The sequence below is a fragment of the Mesorhizobium sp. 131-3-5 genome, from assembly GCF_016756575.1.
In the GTDB taxonomy this organism is placed as follows: domain Bacteria; phylum Pseudomonadota; class Alphaproteobacteria; order Rhizobiales; family Rhizobiaceae; genus Mesorhizobium; species Mesorhizobium jarvisii.
Genome location: NZ_AP023254.1, coordinates 6,416,624 through 6,430,693, shown reverse-complemented (window position 1 = coordinate 6,430,693; position 14,070 = coordinate 6,416,624). Strand labels below are relative to the sequence as shown.

Annotated in this window: 28 protein-coding genes; 11 read left to right on the top strand and 17 right to left on the bottom strand. The window is 62.3% G+C overall.

Annotated features, from left to right (window positions below; genetic code table 11):
• Positions 1-51: 51 nt before the first annotated feature.
• From JG747_RS31385 to JG747_RS31315, 15 genes are all read right to left on the bottom strand, one after another.
• Positions 52-222 carry a hypothetical protein gene (locus JG747_RS31385; RefSeq protein ID WP_202360787.1) on the bottom strand — a complete coding sequence of 57 codons (171 nt, stop codon included), beginning with the start codon at positions 220-222 and terminating at the stop codon, positions 52-54.
• Entirely contained in the window at positions 219-431 is a 213-nt protein-coding gene (locus JG747_RS31380) for a helix-turn-helix domain-containing protein (protein WP_202360786.1), read from the bottom strand. The genes JG747_RS31385 and JG747_RS31380 overlap by 4 nt, the downstream gene beginning before the upstream one ends.
• 82 nt (positions 432-513) lie before the next feature.
• Complete coding sequence (locus tag JG747_RS31375; RefSeq protein WP_202360785.1) at positions 514-855, bottom strand: hypothetical protein; 342 nt, start codon at positions 853-855, stop codon at positions 514-516.
• Positions 856-911: 56 nt separating this feature from the next.
• Complete coding sequence (locus JG747_RS31370; protein WP_202360784.1) at positions 912-1,088, bottom strand: hypothetical protein; 177 nt, start codon at positions 1,086-1,088, stop codon at positions 912-914.
• The gene (locus JG747_RS31365) at positions 1,085-1,303 is read right to left on the bottom strand and encodes a ribbon-helix-helix domain-containing protein (protein ID WP_202360783.1); all 219 of its coding nucleotides are present in this window, start codon (positions 1,301-1,303) and stop codon (positions 1,085-1,087) included. The genes JG747_RS31370 and JG747_RS31365 overlap by 4 nt, the downstream gene beginning before the upstream one ends.
• Positions 1,303-1,542, bottom strand: coding sequence for a hypothetical protein (locus JG747_RS31360; RefSeq protein WP_202360782.1), 240 nt, complete (start codon positions 1,540-1,542; stop codon positions 1,303-1,305). Before JG747_RS31360 ends, JG747_RS31365 begins: the two co-directional genes overlap by 1 nt.
• Positions 1,535-1,711, bottom strand: coding sequence for a hypothetical protein (locus tag JG747_RS31355; protein ID WP_202360781.1), 177 nt, complete (start codon positions 1,709-1,711; stop codon positions 1,535-1,537). Before JG747_RS31355 ends, JG747_RS31360 begins: the two co-directional genes overlap by 8 nt.
• A complete protein-coding gene (locus tag JG747_RS31350; RefSeq protein WP_202360780.1) occupies positions 1,708-1,980 on the bottom strand; it encodes a hypothetical protein in 273 nt (90 codons plus the stop codon). The genes JG747_RS31355 and JG747_RS31350 overlap by 4 nt, the downstream gene beginning before the upstream one ends.
• Positions 1,977-2,231, bottom strand: a complete 255-nt coding sequence (locus tag JG747_RS31345) for a hypothetical protein (RefSeq protein WP_202360779.1) — start codon at positions 2,229-2,231, stop codon at positions 1,977-1,979. Before JG747_RS31345 ends, JG747_RS31350 begins: the two co-directional genes overlap by 4 nt.
• Positions 2,231-2,659: a hypothetical protein gene (locus JG747_RS31340; RefSeq protein WP_202360778.1), complete on the bottom strand. Its 429-nt coding sequence runs from the start codon at positions 2,657-2,659 to the stop codon at positions 2,231-2,233. The genes JG747_RS31345 and JG747_RS31340 overlap by 1 nt, the downstream gene beginning before the upstream one ends.
• Position 2,660: 1 nt before the next feature.
• Complete coding sequence (locus JG747_RS31335) at positions 2,661-3,728, bottom strand: hypothetical protein (protein WP_244748286.1); 1,068 nt, start codon at positions 3,726-3,728, stop codon at positions 2,661-2,663.
• Positions 3,729-3,754: 26 nt separating this feature from the next.
• Complete coding sequence (locus JG747_RS31330; RefSeq protein ID WP_202360777.1) at positions 3,755-3,940, bottom strand: hypothetical protein; 186 nt, start codon at positions 3,938-3,940, stop codon at positions 3,755-3,757.
• Between the two features lie 2 nt (positions 3,941-3,942).
• The gene (locus JG747_RS31325; protein ID WP_202360776.1) at positions 3,943-4,254 is read right to left on the bottom strand and encodes a hypothetical protein; all 312 of its coding nucleotides are present in this window, start codon (positions 4,252-4,254) and stop codon (positions 3,943-3,945) included.
• A complete protein-coding gene (locus tag JG747_RS31320; protein WP_202360775.1) occupies positions 4,251-5,372 on the bottom strand; it encodes a hypothetical protein in 1,122 nt (373 codons plus the stop codon). The genes JG747_RS31325 and JG747_RS31320 overlap by 4 nt, the downstream gene beginning before the upstream one ends.
• A gap of 324 nt (positions 5,373-5,696) precedes the next feature.
• Positions 5,697-6,293, bottom strand: a complete 597-nt coding sequence (locus JG747_RS31315) for a helix-turn-helix transcriptional regulator (RefSeq protein WP_202360774.1) — start codon at positions 6,291-6,293, stop codon at positions 5,697-5,699.
• Positions 6,294-6,386: 93 nt separating this feature from the next.
• Between JG747_RS31315 and JG747_RS31310 the strand changes: the two genes are divergently transcribed.
• From JG747_RS31310 to JG747_RS31270, 9 genes are all read left to right on the top strand, one after another.
• Entirely contained in the window at positions 6,387-6,647 is a 261-nt protein-coding gene (locus tag JG747_RS31310) for a helix-turn-helix domain-containing protein (RefSeq protein ID WP_202360773.1), read from the top strand.
• A 229-nt stretch (positions 6,648-6,876) separates the two neighbouring features.
• On the top strand, positions 6,877-7,167 hold the full coding sequence (locus JG747_RS31305; protein WP_202360772.1) for a hypothetical protein: 291 nt from the start codon (positions 6,877-6,879) through the stop codon (positions 7,165-7,167).
• A gap of 112 nt (positions 7,168-7,279) precedes the next feature.
• Entirely contained in the window at positions 7,280-7,501 is a 222-nt protein-coding gene (locus JG747_RS31300; protein ID WP_202360771.1) for a hypothetical protein, read from the top strand.
• A 153-nt stretch (positions 7,502-7,654) separates the two neighbouring features.
• Positions 7,655-8,557 carry a helix-turn-helix domain-containing protein gene (locus tag JG747_RS31295; RefSeq protein WP_202360770.1) on the top strand — a complete coding sequence of 301 codons (903 nt, stop codon included), beginning with the start codon at positions 7,655-7,657 and terminating at the stop codon, positions 8,555-8,557.
• Between the two features lie 4 nt (positions 8,558-8,561).
• Positions 8,562-9,254, top strand: a complete 693-nt coding sequence (locus tag JG747_RS31290; RefSeq protein WP_202360769.1) for a hypothetical protein — start codon at positions 8,562-8,564, stop codon at positions 9,252-9,254.
• A 7-nt stretch (positions 9,255-9,261) separates the two neighbouring features.
• Positions 9,262-9,669 (top strand): hypothetical protein, encoded by a 408-nt coding sequence (locus tag JG747_RS31285; protein WP_202360768.1) that lies wholly within the window; start codon positions 9,262-9,264, stop codon positions 9,667-9,669.
• Complete coding sequence (locus JG747_RS31280; protein ID WP_202360767.1) at positions 9,669-9,989, top strand: hypothetical protein; 321 nt, start codon at positions 9,669-9,671, stop codon at positions 9,987-9,989. Before JG747_RS31285 ends, JG747_RS31280 begins: the two co-directional genes overlap by 1 nt.
• Before the next feature lie 90 nt (positions 9,990-10,079).
• Positions 10,080-10,436, top strand: coding sequence for a hypothetical protein (locus tag JG747_RS31275; protein ID WP_202360766.1), 357 nt, complete (start codon positions 10,080-10,082; stop codon positions 10,434-10,436).
• Positions 10,437-10,439: 3 nt separating this feature from the next.
• Positions 10,440-11,540 carry an SAM-dependent methyltransferase gene (locus JG747_RS31270; RefSeq protein ID WP_202360765.1) on the top strand — a complete coding sequence of 367 codons (1,101 nt, stop codon included), beginning with the start codon at positions 10,440-10,442 and terminating at the stop codon, positions 11,538-11,540.
• 59 nt (positions 11,541-11,599) lie between these two features.
• Here the strand turns inward: JG747_RS31270 and JG747_RS31265 are convergent, their stop codons facing one another.
• The gene (locus JG747_RS31265; RefSeq protein ID WP_202360764.1) at positions 11,600-11,923 is read right to left on the bottom strand and encodes a hypothetical protein; all 324 of its coding nucleotides are present in this window, start codon (positions 11,921-11,923) and stop codon (positions 11,600-11,602) included.
• Between the two features lie 192 nt (positions 11,924-12,115).
• Between JG747_RS31265 and JG747_RS31260 the strand changes: the two genes are divergently transcribed.
• Complete coding sequence (locus JG747_RS31260) at positions 12,116-12,391, top strand: hypothetical protein (protein ID WP_202360763.1); 276 nt, start codon at positions 12,116-12,118, stop codon at positions 12,389-12,391.
• A gap of 2 nt (positions 12,392-12,393) precedes the next feature.
• Complete coding sequence (locus tag JG747_RS31255) at positions 12,394-12,672, top strand: hypothetical protein (RefSeq protein WP_202360762.1); 279 nt, start codon at positions 12,394-12,396, stop codon at positions 12,670-12,672.
• Between the two features lie 106 nt (positions 12,673-12,778).
• Here the strand turns inward: JG747_RS31255 and JG747_RS31250 are convergent, their stop codons facing one another.
• Positions 12,779-13,633: a ParB/RepB/Spo0J family partition protein gene (locus JG747_RS31250; protein ID WP_202360761.1), complete on the bottom strand. Its 855-nt coding sequence runs from the start codon at positions 13,631-13,633 to the stop codon at positions 12,779-12,781.
• Between the last annotated feature and the right edge of the window lie 437 nt (positions 13,634-14,070).

Sequence of the window (14,070 nt, the reverse complement as noted above, 5' to 3'; positions counted from 1 at the left end):
GATGCATCACGTAACCATTTTGGTTACAATGAAGTCAAGTAGAAAAGCTGTCTATTTGTGGTCAGGTCTTGGTGCGGGTCGCTCGCCCATCTCGGCACCGCCGGCCAGCATGAAATCGCGATAGACGAGCATCGTCTGGTGATCCATGACGATCGGCGACGCCTCTCGATCGGACTGTTTGCGAGCGGTGGCGTCGGGCTTTTTTGTCTCTCCGGCGGTCATGGCTGCACCTCCGGACGGCGCTCGAGTCTCAGGTAGCCGAAGCCTGGCCCCGACAGGATCTTGTGGCCACGCTCGCGGAGCTGGCTCACGTAGCGATAGACAGTGCGGGTGCAGATGCCGAGTCTCGCCGCCAGCATGTCGGCGGTGACGACGTCTTCGCCGATCTCGGATAGGAGCTGGTCGCGTTTCAATTCTTGAATGCCACTCATAGAAGCGATCCTTGCATGTCGGTGGTTGGAGGTTGGGATTTGCCCGGCAGCATCCATTTCGCCGGCAGGACGGGCAGACCGTTCATGGGTCACTCCTGGCGATCAGTTTCGGTTTGAGCTTGCCCTTCTTCGCCTTGGTCTCGACCGCGATAGGGACACCCGGCCGCTGCGCGAAGATCGTCTGCAGCACCTTGCGCACCTGGTCGGCGCCGGGCGCGCCGGTGGCGAGGATCATCAGCGCCGCGTCGGCGAGCGCCTGACTGATGTTGGCTGCGGTGGCGGCGACCGAGGGGGCGGCGCGCACCTTGGCCCGGTTACGCTGGCGCGCGACGCGGAAATATTCCCGCTTCTGATCTTCGTCGAGACTGATGAAGCTGCCGGGCTTAGGCGCGTTGCGTGCCTTGAGCATGTCGTGCAGCTTCATCAGCGCCACGTCTCGCGGATCAATTTCGGTTTGGACATGTCCAAATGCACTGTCCATCACAGCGCTCCCAACAGCGCGCCGCATACGATAAGGAAGGCACCCAAACTCGCGATCCAGATCAGAAGCACGGAGGTCTCAACCGCCATGCCGTTGCCGGTGATTTCGATGTATGCCCTATGCGCGACCGCCCCGAGAAGGATGATCGCGCCGAGGAACAGGAAGGCGGCGCTCATGATGCCCCCGCGATGTTGGTGTGGGTGGTGATGATCTTCGTGCCGCCATCGGCACGACCAGGATCCGAGTTGATTGGCGCGAGCCTGAAATAGTTGAGCGCGGCTTCGGAGACGGCGCACTCTGCAAGCTCCTCGACCGACCGGCCCTTCTCGGCCGCAATCGAGCGCATGCGAGCTGCCGTCTTTTCGTCGATGTAGACGGAGAGGATCGGCATCACTCGCCACCCTCGCCAGCCCGGCGCGGCCGAGCCTTGGTGATCAACACCAGTTCGCCACCGGGATAGACCAGCTCGACCTGTTCGTTGCGGCCGATGCCGTCGAAGATCGCTTGCAGGTGGCTCGTCAGTCTCTCGTTCGTGCGCTCCAGCAAATCCATTTTTGCCTGCGTCTGCGCCTGCGTGATCTGCAACTGCAGGTCAGAGAGGCGAGGGGGATGCGTGATTTGGTCAGCCATTCAGTTTCTCCTCGATGTAATTGAGACGTTCGCGCATCTCGGTGATGAAGCGTTCGACATCTTCGCGACGGGCCGGTTTTTCGGTGCTGGTATCGAGAACGTCGCCGGCCCATGCCGACGCTCTTGATGCAATCCTGGCGCAGCGCTGGGCAAACTCGATCGGCGTCATGCCGGCACCACTGGAAATGCTTCCGGATCGAGGGCTTCGCCGCGCTTCACCGCCAATTCCGCGCCGGCCCGCGTGAGGCGGAAAAGGTCATCGCCGCCGGTAAGGACCGAGCCCGTTCGTCTCGTCGCCCAGCCAGCCTCGACCATGGCCACCCAATGGGGATAGTCGGTGCTGCCTTCGCCGGTGACGAAGTGGTTGCGCCAGGTTTGCTTGTGCCGGCCGTCGAGACCAAGTGCATGGCGGGCGAGATTCTTCTGGACCGGCGTCATGCTGCCCGCTCCTGACCTGGTATGTCGCCCTCGAACGGCGCGAAGCCCCGGAACTGGATGCCGGTGTGCAGCAGCTCGGCCCACTCGCCTTCGCTGTCGCGGTAGATGATGCGGCGCTCGCCGTAGATGCCGAGGCACTCCTGCACCACGCGCTCGGCGTCATTGGTGACGCTCATCGATCCCGGCCGGCAGTTGTCGGTGATGAACACGAAGGCCTGCGTCACGGCCATTTCGCTGTAGCTCGAACGCATCACCGGAACCCTCTCTTGAGCTTCGGAAAGGGTCTCGACTGCAGCTTCTGCCCGGGGATCTTCCGCTTGATCTTTTTCTGGCCGGTGCGCCCCTCGAGGCGCTTGAGCTTTGCGATCTCGGGCACGTCGACCTTGGCCGTCTTGCTCCCGTGGGTCGGCTTGTTCAGCGCAACAATGTGCTCAAGGCAACACGAGGGCGGGATAGTGTCCTGCGCTTCAATGCTCCAGCGCCGCCGCTGTAGCGCCGGGTCGTGGTCGAACTGGACCCCGTCGAGCGGGTTGAGCCGGGCGCCGCTGGGCTCTTTGCCCCCTTGGCGCACGACGATCTCCAGTTTTTCGCGGACGCTGAGCGCGCGCGGCCGCCAGTTCTCGGGCGGACCGAGAACCTGGGCGCCATGGTCGGGAAGGATTGCGATGCGGCCGGCCATGTCAGCCGCCGTGCGACGAGATTGCGGTCAGCCGACGCGCCTTGATATCGTCCGCCAATCGGCGGCTGTCGGCGTCGTCCTGGAACCGGGCTTCCACGTCGAAGTCAGTCCAGACGTCCTCAACCTCGGCCTCGTTGGCGGTGCTGTCGATTGCGTTCTGAAAGTCATCGAAGAACTTCCCGTAGCTGAAAGCCTCGCCCTCTTCGTCGCCGTCGCGCACGTCGAGCAAGTCCTTGTCGAAGCCGTTGTCGGGTATCCTGTCTATGCCACGTGGCGCATCCGGGCTCGGCGGCTTGGGCGGCGATGGTGGCGTGAGCTTCCTCGTAACGGCGACCGGTTCGTCGTCATGGTCGATCACGTCGCCGGCAATGTCGCGGGCCTCGAACTCGTCTCGGATACCGCCCAGGACGTCGCCGAAAAGCTCGCGTAGGCAGAAGCCCGCCGCGCGCCATTGCTTCATCCGCTTGGGATGACGGAACCAAGAGGAGTCGTTGGGGACATCGTCCCACACCTGTTGGTTGTTCTTCCAGACCTTGCCGCGACGGGTCGGGCGTTCGTCCCAAAGCCCGGCTTGCTTGGCATCTGCGACCGAGTAGGCCTCGACCTTCACCTCTCCAGTGTCGGCGCGCGCCGCCTTGCACCAGCCTATGGTGCGCTCGTCGACGGTGTTCATCTGAGCGACCACGTCCTTGGACAGGCCGAGATTGAGGAGCGCTTCCTTCGAAGCATCGCGCAGATAGCCCAGCTCTAGCGACTTGGCTCTGCCCGATTTGCGAACGACGTTGATCAGACCGTCGCCGTAGAGCGCCGGCTTACCGCCGATGACGGTGAAGCTGCGCAACGCCACCATGGGCGGCAGCCCGAGTTCCGCGCCCGACATGATGACGATCGCGACCGCGCTGGTGCCCTTCTTGCCCCAGCGCTTATAGGCTTCGTCGCCGGCATCCGCATTTGGCTCTCTGCCGACAAGGGCCTGCGGTGCCAGGCCTGCCTCGACGATCATGGTCGCGAGACGCCACGTTTCCTCGATCGACTGAGGGATGATGGCGCTGATAGCGCCGCCGACCATTAGAGCCGGTACCTGTGCTCGTTCGTTCATTGCCAATCCTCGGGGTTGAAGCGGTTGACGCGCCAGGTGTGGCGCATTGCGTCGTGTTCGATCCGCATGGCGTTCCACGCGAACCACAAGGCCGACCGGAGCTCGCGCTGTAGCGTTCCGAAAAACGCGAACAGACTGACCGGCAGCCAGAGAATGATGATGGCGAGGCGCACCCAGCTCATGGCTACTGGTCCACGTCGTCGAAGATCGACCGGTTGCCGTTCTCGTCTAGCAATGTCCCGTCGGGCGCCCACTGGCGCTGCCTGTTCGGGTGCTTGGCGGCGCGCTGCTCGTCGGTGCGCACGTCTATTCCGAGGATGGCGACCTTGGCCGCTTCGGAATGGTCCTTGACCTCTGCGACCGTGACCGACATGTCCTTGCCGCGAACCGGGATCATGACGCGCTGGCCGACTGCGACGTCGAAGGCCCCGGCAAAATAGTCATAGGTCTTGTCACCCTCGCCGAATTTCACGGCGACGATCTTCTGGTCGGTCATGCTGCCCTCTTGTCTGGAACCCGCTCCATGCCGGCTGGCAGGGTGGCGTCTTTGTTGCGGGCGAGGCGACCGGCGACCTTTTCAACGGCGTCCCGCACCTCGGGATCGTTCTTCAAGGCCAGGACGAGCGCGTCGTAATCGGTGATCTTCGCGACCCAATAGGTGTGGAGAGACACCTTCGCGCCGGTCCTGCCGGCGAACACCGGGCGGGCCAGAGCCTCGCGTTGGGCATCTGCCGCCTGCTGGGCCAAGCGATCGGCTTCCTTCTCGGCCTCGAGGCGCTTGGCTTCCTGTTCGCTCTCCTGCGCGAACAAGCTGGCGATGCCGGGAGAGGTGTCGGCTTCACGCCTGGCTTTCTCCTCCTCGGCGCCGCGCGCGGCGTCGGCAGCGCGCTGTGCCGCGGCCTCGGCCTCGCGCTGAATGCGAGCGGCTTCCTCACGGGCCTTGCGCTGGCGTTCCTGCTCCAGCCGGTCCTGCTCCTGCAGCCAAGCCTCACCGTGCTTTTTCAGCTTCTTGGCGAGACCGCTGGATTCGGTCCGAACGTCGCGCCATTTCTCGTCGACGGCATTGCCGCCATCGAGCCACGGCCTTTTCTCGACCGTGAATTGCTCATCCGCCTTCTTGGCAATGCCGGCGAGCCGTTTTGCCCACACACCGGCTTGATCGGCCTGCTCCTGGGTCTCGATCGGCTTTTTCAGGAATCTCTCGACCGTCTCTTTCTCGGCCGCCAGCTCACTCGCGAGATCCTTGTGGAGGTCGCCAGTATTCGGCGGAAGGTTATGTTCCTTGGCCACCGACGGCGGCTCGTCCGGCCATGCGCCGCCCGCCAGCACCGAATGATAGAGCGCTTCGGTGATCGGGTTGCGGCAGGCGTAATTCCAGACCTTGTCGGCCTCCGCTTCCTTGTCGTTCTGCAGGCAGAAGATTGTGCCCGACGCGTCGCGCCAGATGGCGACGGGAACAAGCGGCGCATCCTTGAACGGACGGTTCCTGAAAAATCCTGACTCCGGGCTGTCGGCCGAGGGGCCAAGCTGGAGCAGTTGATCGTGGGTCAGCTCGCGATATCCGCCAGCCAGTTCTAGGGCCTGACGCCACCAGGCGTATTGGTCCACCGTCATCGTCTGTATCCTTTTGCGTTACACGTGAAACCATTTTGGCACCACAAAGGGCACGACAAAGCGGTCGTGGGTGCGGTCTGCCTTCAGATTGGGAGAACCCGACCGAGCTGGTGCTGGACGTGGGGTGCGGGGGTGCAGGCACCAACCCGGCCGGGAACACGCAGATACTCGACACCAGACCGCGAGCCTTGATGGAGAAATACAACCAGGGGAAACTGGGCCATCGGTCTAGCGATCCTTCTGCGTGAAGTGATCGTAACCGATTTGGTTCGTTTTGCAAGGGGTGTAGCCAAAATGGTTACAACCGGGGCAAAAAAAATCACCTCACAATGTCGAAATCCGCAGGCGGGCGCGGCCGACGACCTTCAAATCCTTCGGGTCGACGGTCTCATTGTTCGCAGCGCTGTTGTCGCTGTGGACCTGTACGGCGCCTGACGTCATAGGGGACAGGTACCGCCACTGCACCACGCCGGCGATGTCAAGGGCATAGAGGCCCGGTCGATTCGGCTCGCTGTCATCCGTATCGATGACAAGCGCATCACCTTTGGTTACAAGTCCGTTGGCCTGGTAGGCGTCGACCATCATGAACCGGAGGTTGTGCGCAGACACGTCTGGCACCATGCGCTCCAGGAAGTCGGCGTCGAGCGCAATAGCCGGGGATTCCGGCTTGGGATCATTGCCTTTGAGGATTTCGAAGACGCTGTTGAACTTGGTCAGATCAATCTGGCTAAGGTCTGGAAAAAGCAGCTCTTGCGGCTGGCAATCGAGAAATGGAGCGATCTTCTCAGCCCACTTTGCCGACAGCTTCCGCTCATCCTCCTCCAGGCGGCCGAGGTGCTGGCGAGTGATGCCCACGCGTCGCGCCAGCTCAGCCTTGCTGATACCCTTCTTCTCGCGGAAGTGCTTGATGCCATTGCTCATATCGAGTCGTTACCGCAAATTATTTCACAGCGAAACTGTGCCAATCTGGTTACAAACGTTGACTTGTAACCAGATTGGTGCCAAATCCAGCGCATGGAAGCTGATCATCCCCTTGAAACGGCACCCGGCGCGCGGCTGAAGAAGTGGCGCGTGGGGCGCGGCCTGAGTACGGCCCAGGTCGGCCGCGAAATCGGTTGCACCCGATTGTCGGTCGACCGCTACGAGGCTGGCCGGATGCCGAAGCAACCATACCTCGACCGTATCGTCGTTATGACCGACGGCGAGGTGACGGCAAGCGATTGGTTGGGCAAGGAGGCAGCTGATGTCGTTGCGAAGCGACTGGCTTCGGCCTAGCCCGAGGTACAATCAACAAGTTCCCTCTATCCGTCCGAAGTTGGTCGGTATTCTCGACAACGCTCCAGGCCGCGAGGCCTATGGGTGTCCAGGTGTTGTCGTCATCGGTCATCCGCAGCCTCCTTGTCCCGGTCGCGACATTGACGCGGAAATCGTTGGAGGTGTCCGACAGGGCATCCGAGAATCCCGACTGTTCGTCGTTCCTTCTCCTGTTGTTCGTGAGGAATCGATGCAAGACATTGCAGCAGAGCTACAAGACGTGGTCTTCAAGGCCGCGGGTCCTATCAAACCGGGCATGGGCATCAAGGCGCAGATCAACGCGGCTTGTGACAACCTGGGCTATCCGCGCGGTCACTGGCGCGTCCGTGAGGCGTGGTACGGCAATGCGTCCAACTGGAACGGCAAAGCCATCTTCGATCTGCTCGGCCGCTACAACCGCCTTTGCCAGAAAGCCGGGTCCTCGCTGGCGCCGGCAAACGATCCATTGGCGAAGGTTGCTGATGCCAGAGAGCGGCGTTGACTATGCCACGGCCCTTGCGCGCGAAGACTTGATTTCATTCTTCGTCGACTTGGCACCATTGGTGCCACGCGAAATGTTTCAGTCGGAAACATTTAAGGAGGAATTGAAATAAATGAAGCAGACGGACGACGGACCGACCTTACACGGTGAAGTAAAAACCGTGATGGCCGGCTTCTGTATGATAGCCAGGAGCATTGGATTGTCTGCCGCCGAGCGCGCGGCGACAGTCCATATGGTCGCGGCGGCGGCATATCTCGAAGAGACGGTCGGCGCGGCTAAAACGAAGGAAATACTTGCCGCCACGATTACGGCAATCGGGGCGGTGCTTAGCTAGAATTTGAACGGCAATACCATTTGTAATTTGTAGGAATTGCCGCTCCTCACGTTGAGAGAGCGACATGTACGTCGAAACAGAAGCGGGGTCGGGTTATCCGTGGCGGCGCTGCGGATACACCTGCACCTATGCGCCCACCCGTGGTGCAGGGGCATGAGCCACGCTGCAACCAATTGGGCAATCACCCAGCGCGGATTGAAGCCAGCGACCAGGGTGGTGCTGTGGCACCTCTGCGACCGCCACAACCCCGACCTCGGCTGCTTCCCCTCCCAGGACAAGCTTGCCTATGACTGCGAGATGTCGCGGTCCGCGCTCAACGAACATCTCAAGATCCTGGAGCGCATCGGCCTCATCCGCCGCGAGCAGCATATCAACCCCCGCACCAAGCAGCAGGAGAACACGCGCTACCGGTTCTCGTTCGAGGCCGACTTCGTGGCGGAACAAGATGTGGTGGTGCCGAGTCCGGAATCCGGACACGGAGCCGTGTCCGGAAAAGAGGCAAAGCCGTGTCCGGAAAATGCCAATAGCCGTGTCCGGAATCCGGACACTAACCTTGTAAGAGAACCAGTAAGAGAACCTCCAGGGCGCGCTGACGCGCTAGGCGGGGGGGATTTTGATATCTTGTGGTCGACATGGCCTGAGAAGTCGCGCCCTGACAGCCGTGAGGCCGCGTCGAAAGAGTTCTTCAGGCTCAGCGCCGAGCATCGCGCCATCGTCCTGGCTGAGGCCGAGCCCTACCGAACGACCATGATCCTTCGGAAGGAAAAGCCCTTGATGATCCCCTTCATGAAAAAGCAGCTGTTCCTCGAGTTCCATGGCGCGCCGCCGATCGACAAGGACGGGGATTTTGTCATCACGCCGGAGCGGCCCGAGTGGGGCGCATGGCTGGGCTCCATCCGTCGCCAATATGGCGAGAGGGGCGTGGAAAGCACGATTAAGTGTCGCCGCATCCTGCGGAAAACACGGTGGCCGAGCGATCTTTCGCTTGCCCAGAGTGTAACCAAAATGGCAACATCTGTAACTGAAACGGCACCTGCTTCGGCAGGTCGGGATTGATTGAATGGGACGTCTTTTTCTCGATACGCCGGCCGACAAGGAGAAGCGGATCGACCGCTTCATCGAGCACATGCGGCATGCCGAGGACATCTTTTTCACGAAGAACAAGCGGGGCCTGCCCACGCCGCGTGATCTGCTCTGGCTGCTCTTTGCCGATGCCGTCGACACGCAACGGCAGATGCAGAACGTCGAGCGCCGCATGGTGTCACGGATGGGGTCGGCGATGCCTTCGTCCCGAGAGACCGAAGGCGAGGCCTTTATCCGCGAGCGGTCGCGCCTCCAGGACGGCATGCCCCAATACGACACGTCCGAAGTTCGGATCGTGGTTCACCAGTCGGCCGCCGACCGGATGGTCGACATCATGGACCTGCTGCGCTTCGTGCGGGCAGGACGGCAAGGCCAAGATGCGCTCCGCTATAAGCGCACCTTCCTCGCCCACGCCGGCGGTCATGGTCCGGAGTTCTGCACCCGCGTCTGGGACAGACACCGCATCGACATCATGTCGAGGCAGTCGCTGCACGACATCAAGAGCCGGGTGCTGGGCCAGATCCTCGCCGGCATCGAGCAGGAGTTCGGGCTGGTCCGCACTAGCCGTGGTTTCCGTCGTCTGACGATCCGGGAAATCGAGCGGCGCCGGAAGGAACGCAAGCGCGAGGAAAACCGTCGCCGGCGCGAGGCCCAAGAAAATGCCGTGTGACATCGCGATGAGCCGCAACCTGGTGGAGCGCCGCAAGAGCGCCGGCTATGCCGCGGTCACTGCCGTCGGCTTCGATGCCGATCCCGGCGTGTTCCGTCTTGCCCCGGCCGAGAATATCGAAGCGCTGCTCCCCCAGCTGCAACCTGGCCGATGGGAGAGGCTTCACTTCGCCAACGTCCTCTGGACGCCCGGGCTGGTGGTGGCGCGCACCCTTGTGCTGGCGGCCGAGCGGTTCCTGGCGAACGGTCATCTCGGGCAGCACTGGTACCGCGCCAGTCTCGAAACGCTGAACAGCGTGCTCATGGCCGAAGCCGCCGCGCTGCGCTCGACCGTCTGGTCCCATGCCGAGCTGATCGCACTCCTCAAACGGCAAGCTGATCGGGAAGCTGACCGGTTCGCTGCGGGGGTAATCTGATGTTTCCGACAGCCGATCAGATCGCGTTCGCCATCGTCATGGCCTGTCGTCTGGCTGGGACGAACCCTGTCTTGACGGCCCTCGGGCAGGTTGCGCAGCGGGAGTCACGCGGACGGCACATTGCCTTCGCGGCTCTGGTCGACGCGTTCCCCGATGCTCGCAGGATCAGCATCGCCAGATGCTGCGGCTACGGCTCCGGGATGGGGTCTGCCGCCAGCAACCTTCCGACCTACCGCAAGACGGCTTGGTGGCGCGAGGCGTGGATCGACGAAATCGTCGGCGCCGTCGTTGCCGATCAATACGGCGATCAAGCGCAATGAGCGCCCGCCTTTCCCGTTTCTTTCGCCGTCTTCGCGGCCGCGCAATCCCGCGCGTGTCGTGTCGCGGCATTCACCTGAGGATCAGCTGAAATGAACATGCCAGTCGTACAAAATTCCGCCGGTGAGCCGATCGACGACGATGATGATCTGCTCGCAGCCGTCGACAATGCGCTGTCCGCCGAAGCTGACAAGCCGAAGCGGTCAGTTCGCACCATGATCTCCAATGCCGGCAACGTCCTGAAACGCATCGTCGAACAGGCGCGCAAAAAGGAAGCCGAGCTGGAGGCGATCAAGGCCACCGCGACCGCCGACTATGAAAGGATCGTGGCCGACGCCAAGGCGGTTCGCGACAAGTGCCACCAGGACACTGATGCCGATCTGTTCCAGATACGCACCACGCTTGACGTGATCGACCCGGCGCGGGCCAAGCTGGCGGAAATGGCATAGGCCATGGACGCTGTTGTCCCTTTCGACGATTCCGGTCTCGCGCAGGTCATCGAGCGAGCCCGGATGCTGTTCGACGACGGTGACGTCGCCTTCGCTCGGATGCTGGCCTCTGGTGCCTACGACCAGGCGAAGGCGGCAGGCAGCTATGCCGCGCGCTTCCATGCCGGCGAGCATCTGATTGCCAAGGCACGACGGCTTCAAGGCGATGCCCTGCTGATCGAGACCCGCGCCAAAATCACGATCGCAACCGAATGGTCCGCCGCGCAGCAAAAAGGCCAGGCATCGAAGGGCGGGCGACCGAAAAAAACCGTTCCAGACGAGAACGGTTTCACTGCGGCCGAGGCGGGACTGACGCGAAGGGAAATCCACGAAGCGCGCAGGCTGGCCGATGCCGAGCGGCGAGATCCTGGCATTGTCGAGCGCGCCATCGCCGGCCGCGTCGCCGCCGGACTCGAGCCGAGCCGCGCGAACCTGCGCGTGGCGATCGGCACCGACAGCGCCAGCGCCGCCGAGCGGGGCAACAATCTCTACGAGACGTGTCCGGAAGCGATGCACACGCTCCTGGCGCTGGAGACCTTCGCCGGCCGGATCAAGGAACCGGCATGCGGTCGCGGCGCAATCTCGCGCATGCTGGAGGCGGCAGGCTACGAAGTCGTGCTTTCCGATCTCATCGACTATGGCACCATCGATCGCCATGGCGTCGTGCAGGACGTGCAAGACTTCCTCACCAGCGAGGCAGGCGAGGGCGGCGATGATATCGTCTCCAACCCGCCCTACGGCTCGGTGCTCAATGCTTTCGTCGCGCATGCGCTGCGCGTGCACCGGCCGCCGAAAATGGCGCTGCTGCTCAACCTGAATTTCCTCTGCGGCTTCGACGATCCCGACCGCAACTACGCCATGGACGAGTGCAAGCCGGCGCGCGTCCACATCTTCTCCCGCCGTCTCCCGATGATGCACCGCGATGGTTGGGATGGCAACGAAGCATCGTCTCGCATGAATACCTGCTGGGTGGTCTGGGAGCAAAACCTTGTCGGGGAATATGCCGGGCCGACCATCATCAACCGTGTCGACTGGAAGCACTATCAGCCGGGAGCGGCAGCATGAAGCACATCCGCTCGTCAGCCGAGGTTAAGATCCAGCAACCGCAGCCGATCTCAGCCTTGTCAGTACCGGCAAACCCGAACGCGTTCCACCACCCGGCGGTGATGGTGCCAGTGTCTCACCCACTTCACGTGGCAGCGCCGATAGTCACGGTGTCGGTAGTAGTAGCGATGCGGGTAGCGGACCACGTAGCCGTCGCGATAGTAGCGGGGGCCGTAATAGCGGCCGCCATAGTCGTAAAACGGGCCGCCGCCGTAGAACGGGCCACCCCCAAACGGGCCGAAGCCGCCGAACGGGCCAAGACCGAAGAACTGTGCATCCGCAGGCACGACCGTGGCTGCGGCAGAGGCGATCGCAATCACCGACGCAAGGAACAGTTTTCTCATAGCAACCTCCCAGAGGTCCCTTCAGCCAAGAAACTCCCGCAGGAGCCGTATGTTCCCGATCGCTAATATTCTCTGCGAGCCGTCTGCAACCAACCTTCTCGCCAAGACTTTCGCCGAGGCGGACTTGCCGATGGAGGTCCCGCGCAAGGTCATACCACCACACCCCAATTCTGTCCGCCAGGAGTGCATGCTTTGAACCATTTCGCGGGCTTCACAACGCCTGTCGTCGGTGGTCATCACGCCATGCTGCGCTTTGCCGAGGATGGCAGAGCCGAGCCAGTGCTTGGACCCTGTGGCGCGCCAAGGGTCTTCCCGACCGAGCTGGAGGCATGGAAGGCGGTCACGGAGAACCTGTTGCGCTACTTCAATGGTCATTTGAGGCGAGATGGCGAAACCATCACCAGCGCCCGCGACGCGGCCGAGCGCATCTTTCGAAAAGGCCGCGTGATCCCGGTGGAGCATCGATAGCCATGACTGACAAAAAGGGTTTCACCGAGGGCTGGGCAAAGAGGGGCGTCGCAGGGACTCCCCACTACTTTCGCCGGCTCGGAGTTGGTCTCGCCCGCTCGCTTTGCGGTGCGCAGGACGCGCCGTCGGGCTGGCTGTCGCCGGAGATCACTTCGCAGTGCTGCGAGCGGTGCGCCAAGCTGAGAGACAAGGAACTCTCGAAATCGAACACTGCGCCGCCAGAGGCGGCCAAGGACGAGCGTTACGACCGTCGCATGAGTGACGGGAAGGCCGGCGACTGACGCGCGCTGGCGGTGCCTCTACACTCGACAAAAAAATGGGGCAGCGGAGACCAATCCGCTGCCCCTCCCTACCACAGCCGCCGGCCGGAGCCGGCGGTGCGGATTCCTACATCAACACCGAGCGGGCATGTGCCTGACGCAGTTGCGACTCCATCGACCGGATGGTGCGCGAAGCCGCTGCCAGTGTGTCGGCCCACTTGTCGGCCTTGGTCGGGTCGACCGATTTCAAGGCGACGCATTCGCCATCCTTGAAGCCGCCGGCGATCGCAGCGATGATGCGCTCGACCGTCTTCTCCATCCTGCTCATGGCAGCGATATCGTCCTTCGAAGGTTCGGGCGTGTTGTCGTCGTCGAACATGCCGCCCTGCTCGATGCGGTCGCGGACCGACTGCGCGGCAGCGCGGACGCCCGACCAGTCTTTCAGCTTCCCACTCGTGAATGCCTTCACGATCTGCATCTGATCGTGCTTGGGAAGGTCGACCAGATAGTTTGCGTGTCCGAGCGGGAACTGATTGCTGTCGACCAGCGACTGGATGGTCTCGTCCAGATTGAGCAGCGCCGTGCGGGCAGTGATGCGCGCCTGCTGGACGCCGATATCCTTCGCCAGCTTCTCGACCGTCCAGCCGCGGTCGAGCATGGCCTGAAACGCGCGGGCCTCTTCCATCGCCTTGATGTCGGCGCGGGCGAGGTTTTCCACGATCGCCTGCAGCGCCATTTCGTTCTCGTCGATCTTGACGACCTCGCAGAGAATGTCGGACGCCTCGATCAGCTGGTGAGCGCGCCATCTGCGCTCACCACCCACGATCATGAACTTGCCGTCGACCGGGCGAACACTGATGGCTTGGATAAGGCCACGCTCGCGGATCGATTCCGCCAGCTCCCGGAGCTTCACCGGGTCGAAATGCTTGCGCGGCTGGTTCGGGTTCGGGATGACGAGGTCGAGGGCGATGCGCTTCTTCATGGTCTTGGTCTCCGTGGTAGGGAATTTCTTAGTAGCATCAATAACTTAGGTTGTAGTCAATCCGGTTACAAGTGGGTTACAAAGAAATTTCCAGAGCGGCAGCGCGAAGCGGGAAGGCCTTCGCAACCGATCGTGTCCAGATCGTCGCGCGGTAGCCTTGGCCGCAGTCGAGATCGCAACGAGATTGCTGATCCTGGTGATGCGCCAACCCTCCGGCATCGGCTCGCCGGCGAGCCAGAGGATGCACCGACGTGCGTCGTCTCGCCGAGCGAACTCCTCGGCGACTCGGTCGTGGTATGAGGTGAGGCAATACCAGTTGCAGCCGTCGCGCTCGGTGTAATAGCCCGGCGGGTAGTGTCTCAGTTTGAAATTTAACGCCGCGCTTGTCGCGATCCGCACCAAACTCCTATATGCTTAGCGGAAAGCATAGGGGGAGA

What these genes read in the sequence shown, in the direction of transcription:
- JG747_RS31385 (WP_202360787.1), bottom strand. Translation starts at nt 222, where the DNA reads ATGACCGCCGGAGAGACAAAAAAGCCCGACGCCACCGCTCGCAAACAG.
- JG747_RS31380 (WP_202360786.1), bottom strand. Translation starts at nt 431, where the DNA reads ATGAGTGGCATTCAAGAATTGAAACGCGACCAGCTCCTATCCGAGATC.
- JG747_RS31375 (WP_202360785.1), bottom strand. Translation starts at nt 855, where the DNA reads ATGAAGCTGCACGACATGCTCAAGGCACGCAACGCGCCTAAGCCCGGC.
- JG747_RS31370 (WP_202360784.1), bottom strand. Translation starts at nt 1,088, where the DNA reads ATGAGCGCCGCCTTCCTGTTCCTCGGCGCGATCATCCTTCTCGGGGCG.
- JG747_RS31365 (WP_202360783.1), bottom strand. Translation starts at nt 1,303, where the DNA reads ATGCCGATCCTCTCCGTCTACATCGACGAAAAGACGGCAGCTCGCATG.
- JG747_RS31360 (WP_202360782.1), bottom strand. Translation starts at nt 1,542, where the DNA reads ATGGCTGACCAAATCACGCATCCCCCTCGCCTCTCTGACCTGCAGTTG.
- JG747_RS31355 (WP_202360781.1), bottom strand. Translation starts at nt 1,711, where the DNA reads ATGACGCCGATCGAGTTTGCCCAGCGCTGCGCCAGGATTGCATCAAGA.
- JG747_RS31350 (WP_202360780.1), bottom strand. Translation starts at nt 1,980, where the DNA reads ATGACGCCGGTCCAGAAGAATCTCGCCCGCCATGCACTTGGTCTCGAC.
- JG747_RS31345 (WP_202360779.1), bottom strand. Translation starts at nt 2,231, where the DNA reads ATGCGTTCGAGCTACAGCGAAATGGCCGTGACGCAGGCCTTCGTGTTC.
- JG747_RS31340 (WP_202360778.1), bottom strand. Translation starts at nt 2,659, where the DNA reads ATGGCCGGCCGCATCGCAATCCTTCCCGACCATGGCGCCCAGGTTCTC.
- JG747_RS31335 (WP_244748286.1), bottom strand. Translation starts at nt 3,728, where the DNA reads ATGGTCGGCGGCGCTATCAGCGCCATCATCCCTCAGTCGATCGAGGAA.
- JG747_RS31330 (WP_202360777.1), bottom strand. Translation starts at nt 3,940, where the DNA reads ATGAGCTGGGTGCGCCTCGCCATCATCATTCTCTGGCTGCCGGTCAGT.
- JG747_RS31325 (WP_202360776.1), bottom strand. Translation starts at nt 4,254, where the DNA reads ATGACCGACCAGAAGATCGTCGCCGTGAAATTCGGCGAGGGTGACAAG.
- JG747_RS31320 (WP_202360775.1), bottom strand. Translation starts at nt 5,372, where the DNA reads ATGACGGTGGACCAATACGCCTGGTGGCGTCAGGCCCTAGAACTGGCT.
- JG747_RS31315 (WP_202360774.1), bottom strand. Translation starts at nt 6,293, where the DNA reads ATGAGCAATGGCATCAAGCACTTCCGCGAGAAGAAGGGTATCAGCAAG.
- JG747_RS31310 (WP_202360773.1), top strand. Translation starts at nt 6,387, where the DNA reads ATGGAAGCTGATCATCCCCTTGAAACGGCACCCGGCGCGCGGCTGAAG.
- JG747_RS31305 (WP_202360772.1), top strand. Translation starts at nt 6,877, where the DNA reads ATGCAAGACATTGCAGCAGAGCTACAAGACGTGGTCTTCAAGGCCGCG.
- JG747_RS31300 (WP_202360771.1), top strand. Translation starts at nt 7,280, where the DNA reads ATGAAGCAGACGGACGACGGACCGACCTTACACGGTGAAGTAAAAACC.
- JG747_RS31295 (WP_202360770.1), top strand. Translation starts at nt 7,655, where the DNA reads ATGAGCCACGCTGCAACCAATTGGGCAATCACCCAGCGCGGATTGAAG.
- JG747_RS31290 (WP_202360769.1), top strand. Translation starts at nt 8,562, where the DNA reads ATGGGACGTCTTTTTCTCGATACGCCGGCCGACAAGGAGAAGCGGATC.
- JG747_RS31285 (WP_202360768.1), top strand. Translation starts at nt 9,262, where the DNA reads ATGAGCCGCAACCTGGTGGAGCGCCGCAAGAGCGCCGGCTATGCCGCG.
- JG747_RS31280 (WP_202360767.1), top strand. Translation starts at nt 9,669, where the DNA reads ATGTTTCCGACAGCCGATCAGATCGCGTTCGCCATCGTCATGGCCTGT.
- JG747_RS31275 (WP_202360766.1), top strand. Translation starts at nt 10,080, where the DNA reads ATGAACATGCCAGTCGTACAAAATTCCGCCGGTGAGCCGATCGACGAC.
- JG747_RS31270 (WP_202360765.1), top strand. Translation starts at nt 10,440, where the DNA reads ATGGACGCTGTTGTCCCTTTCGACGATTCCGGTCTCGCGCAGGTCATC.
- JG747_RS31265 (WP_202360764.1), bottom strand. Translation starts at nt 11,923, where the DNA reads ATGAGAAAACTGTTCCTTGCGTCGGTGATTGCGATCGCCTCTGCCGCA.
- JG747_RS31255 (WP_202360762.1), top strand. Translation starts at nt 12,394, where the DNA reads ATGACTGACAAAAAGGGTTTCACCGAGGGCTGGGCAAAGAGGGGCGTC.
- JG747_RS31250 (WP_202360761.1), bottom strand. Translation starts at nt 13,633, where the DNA reads ATGAAGAAGCGCATCGCCCTCGACCTCGTCATCCCGAACCCGAACCAG.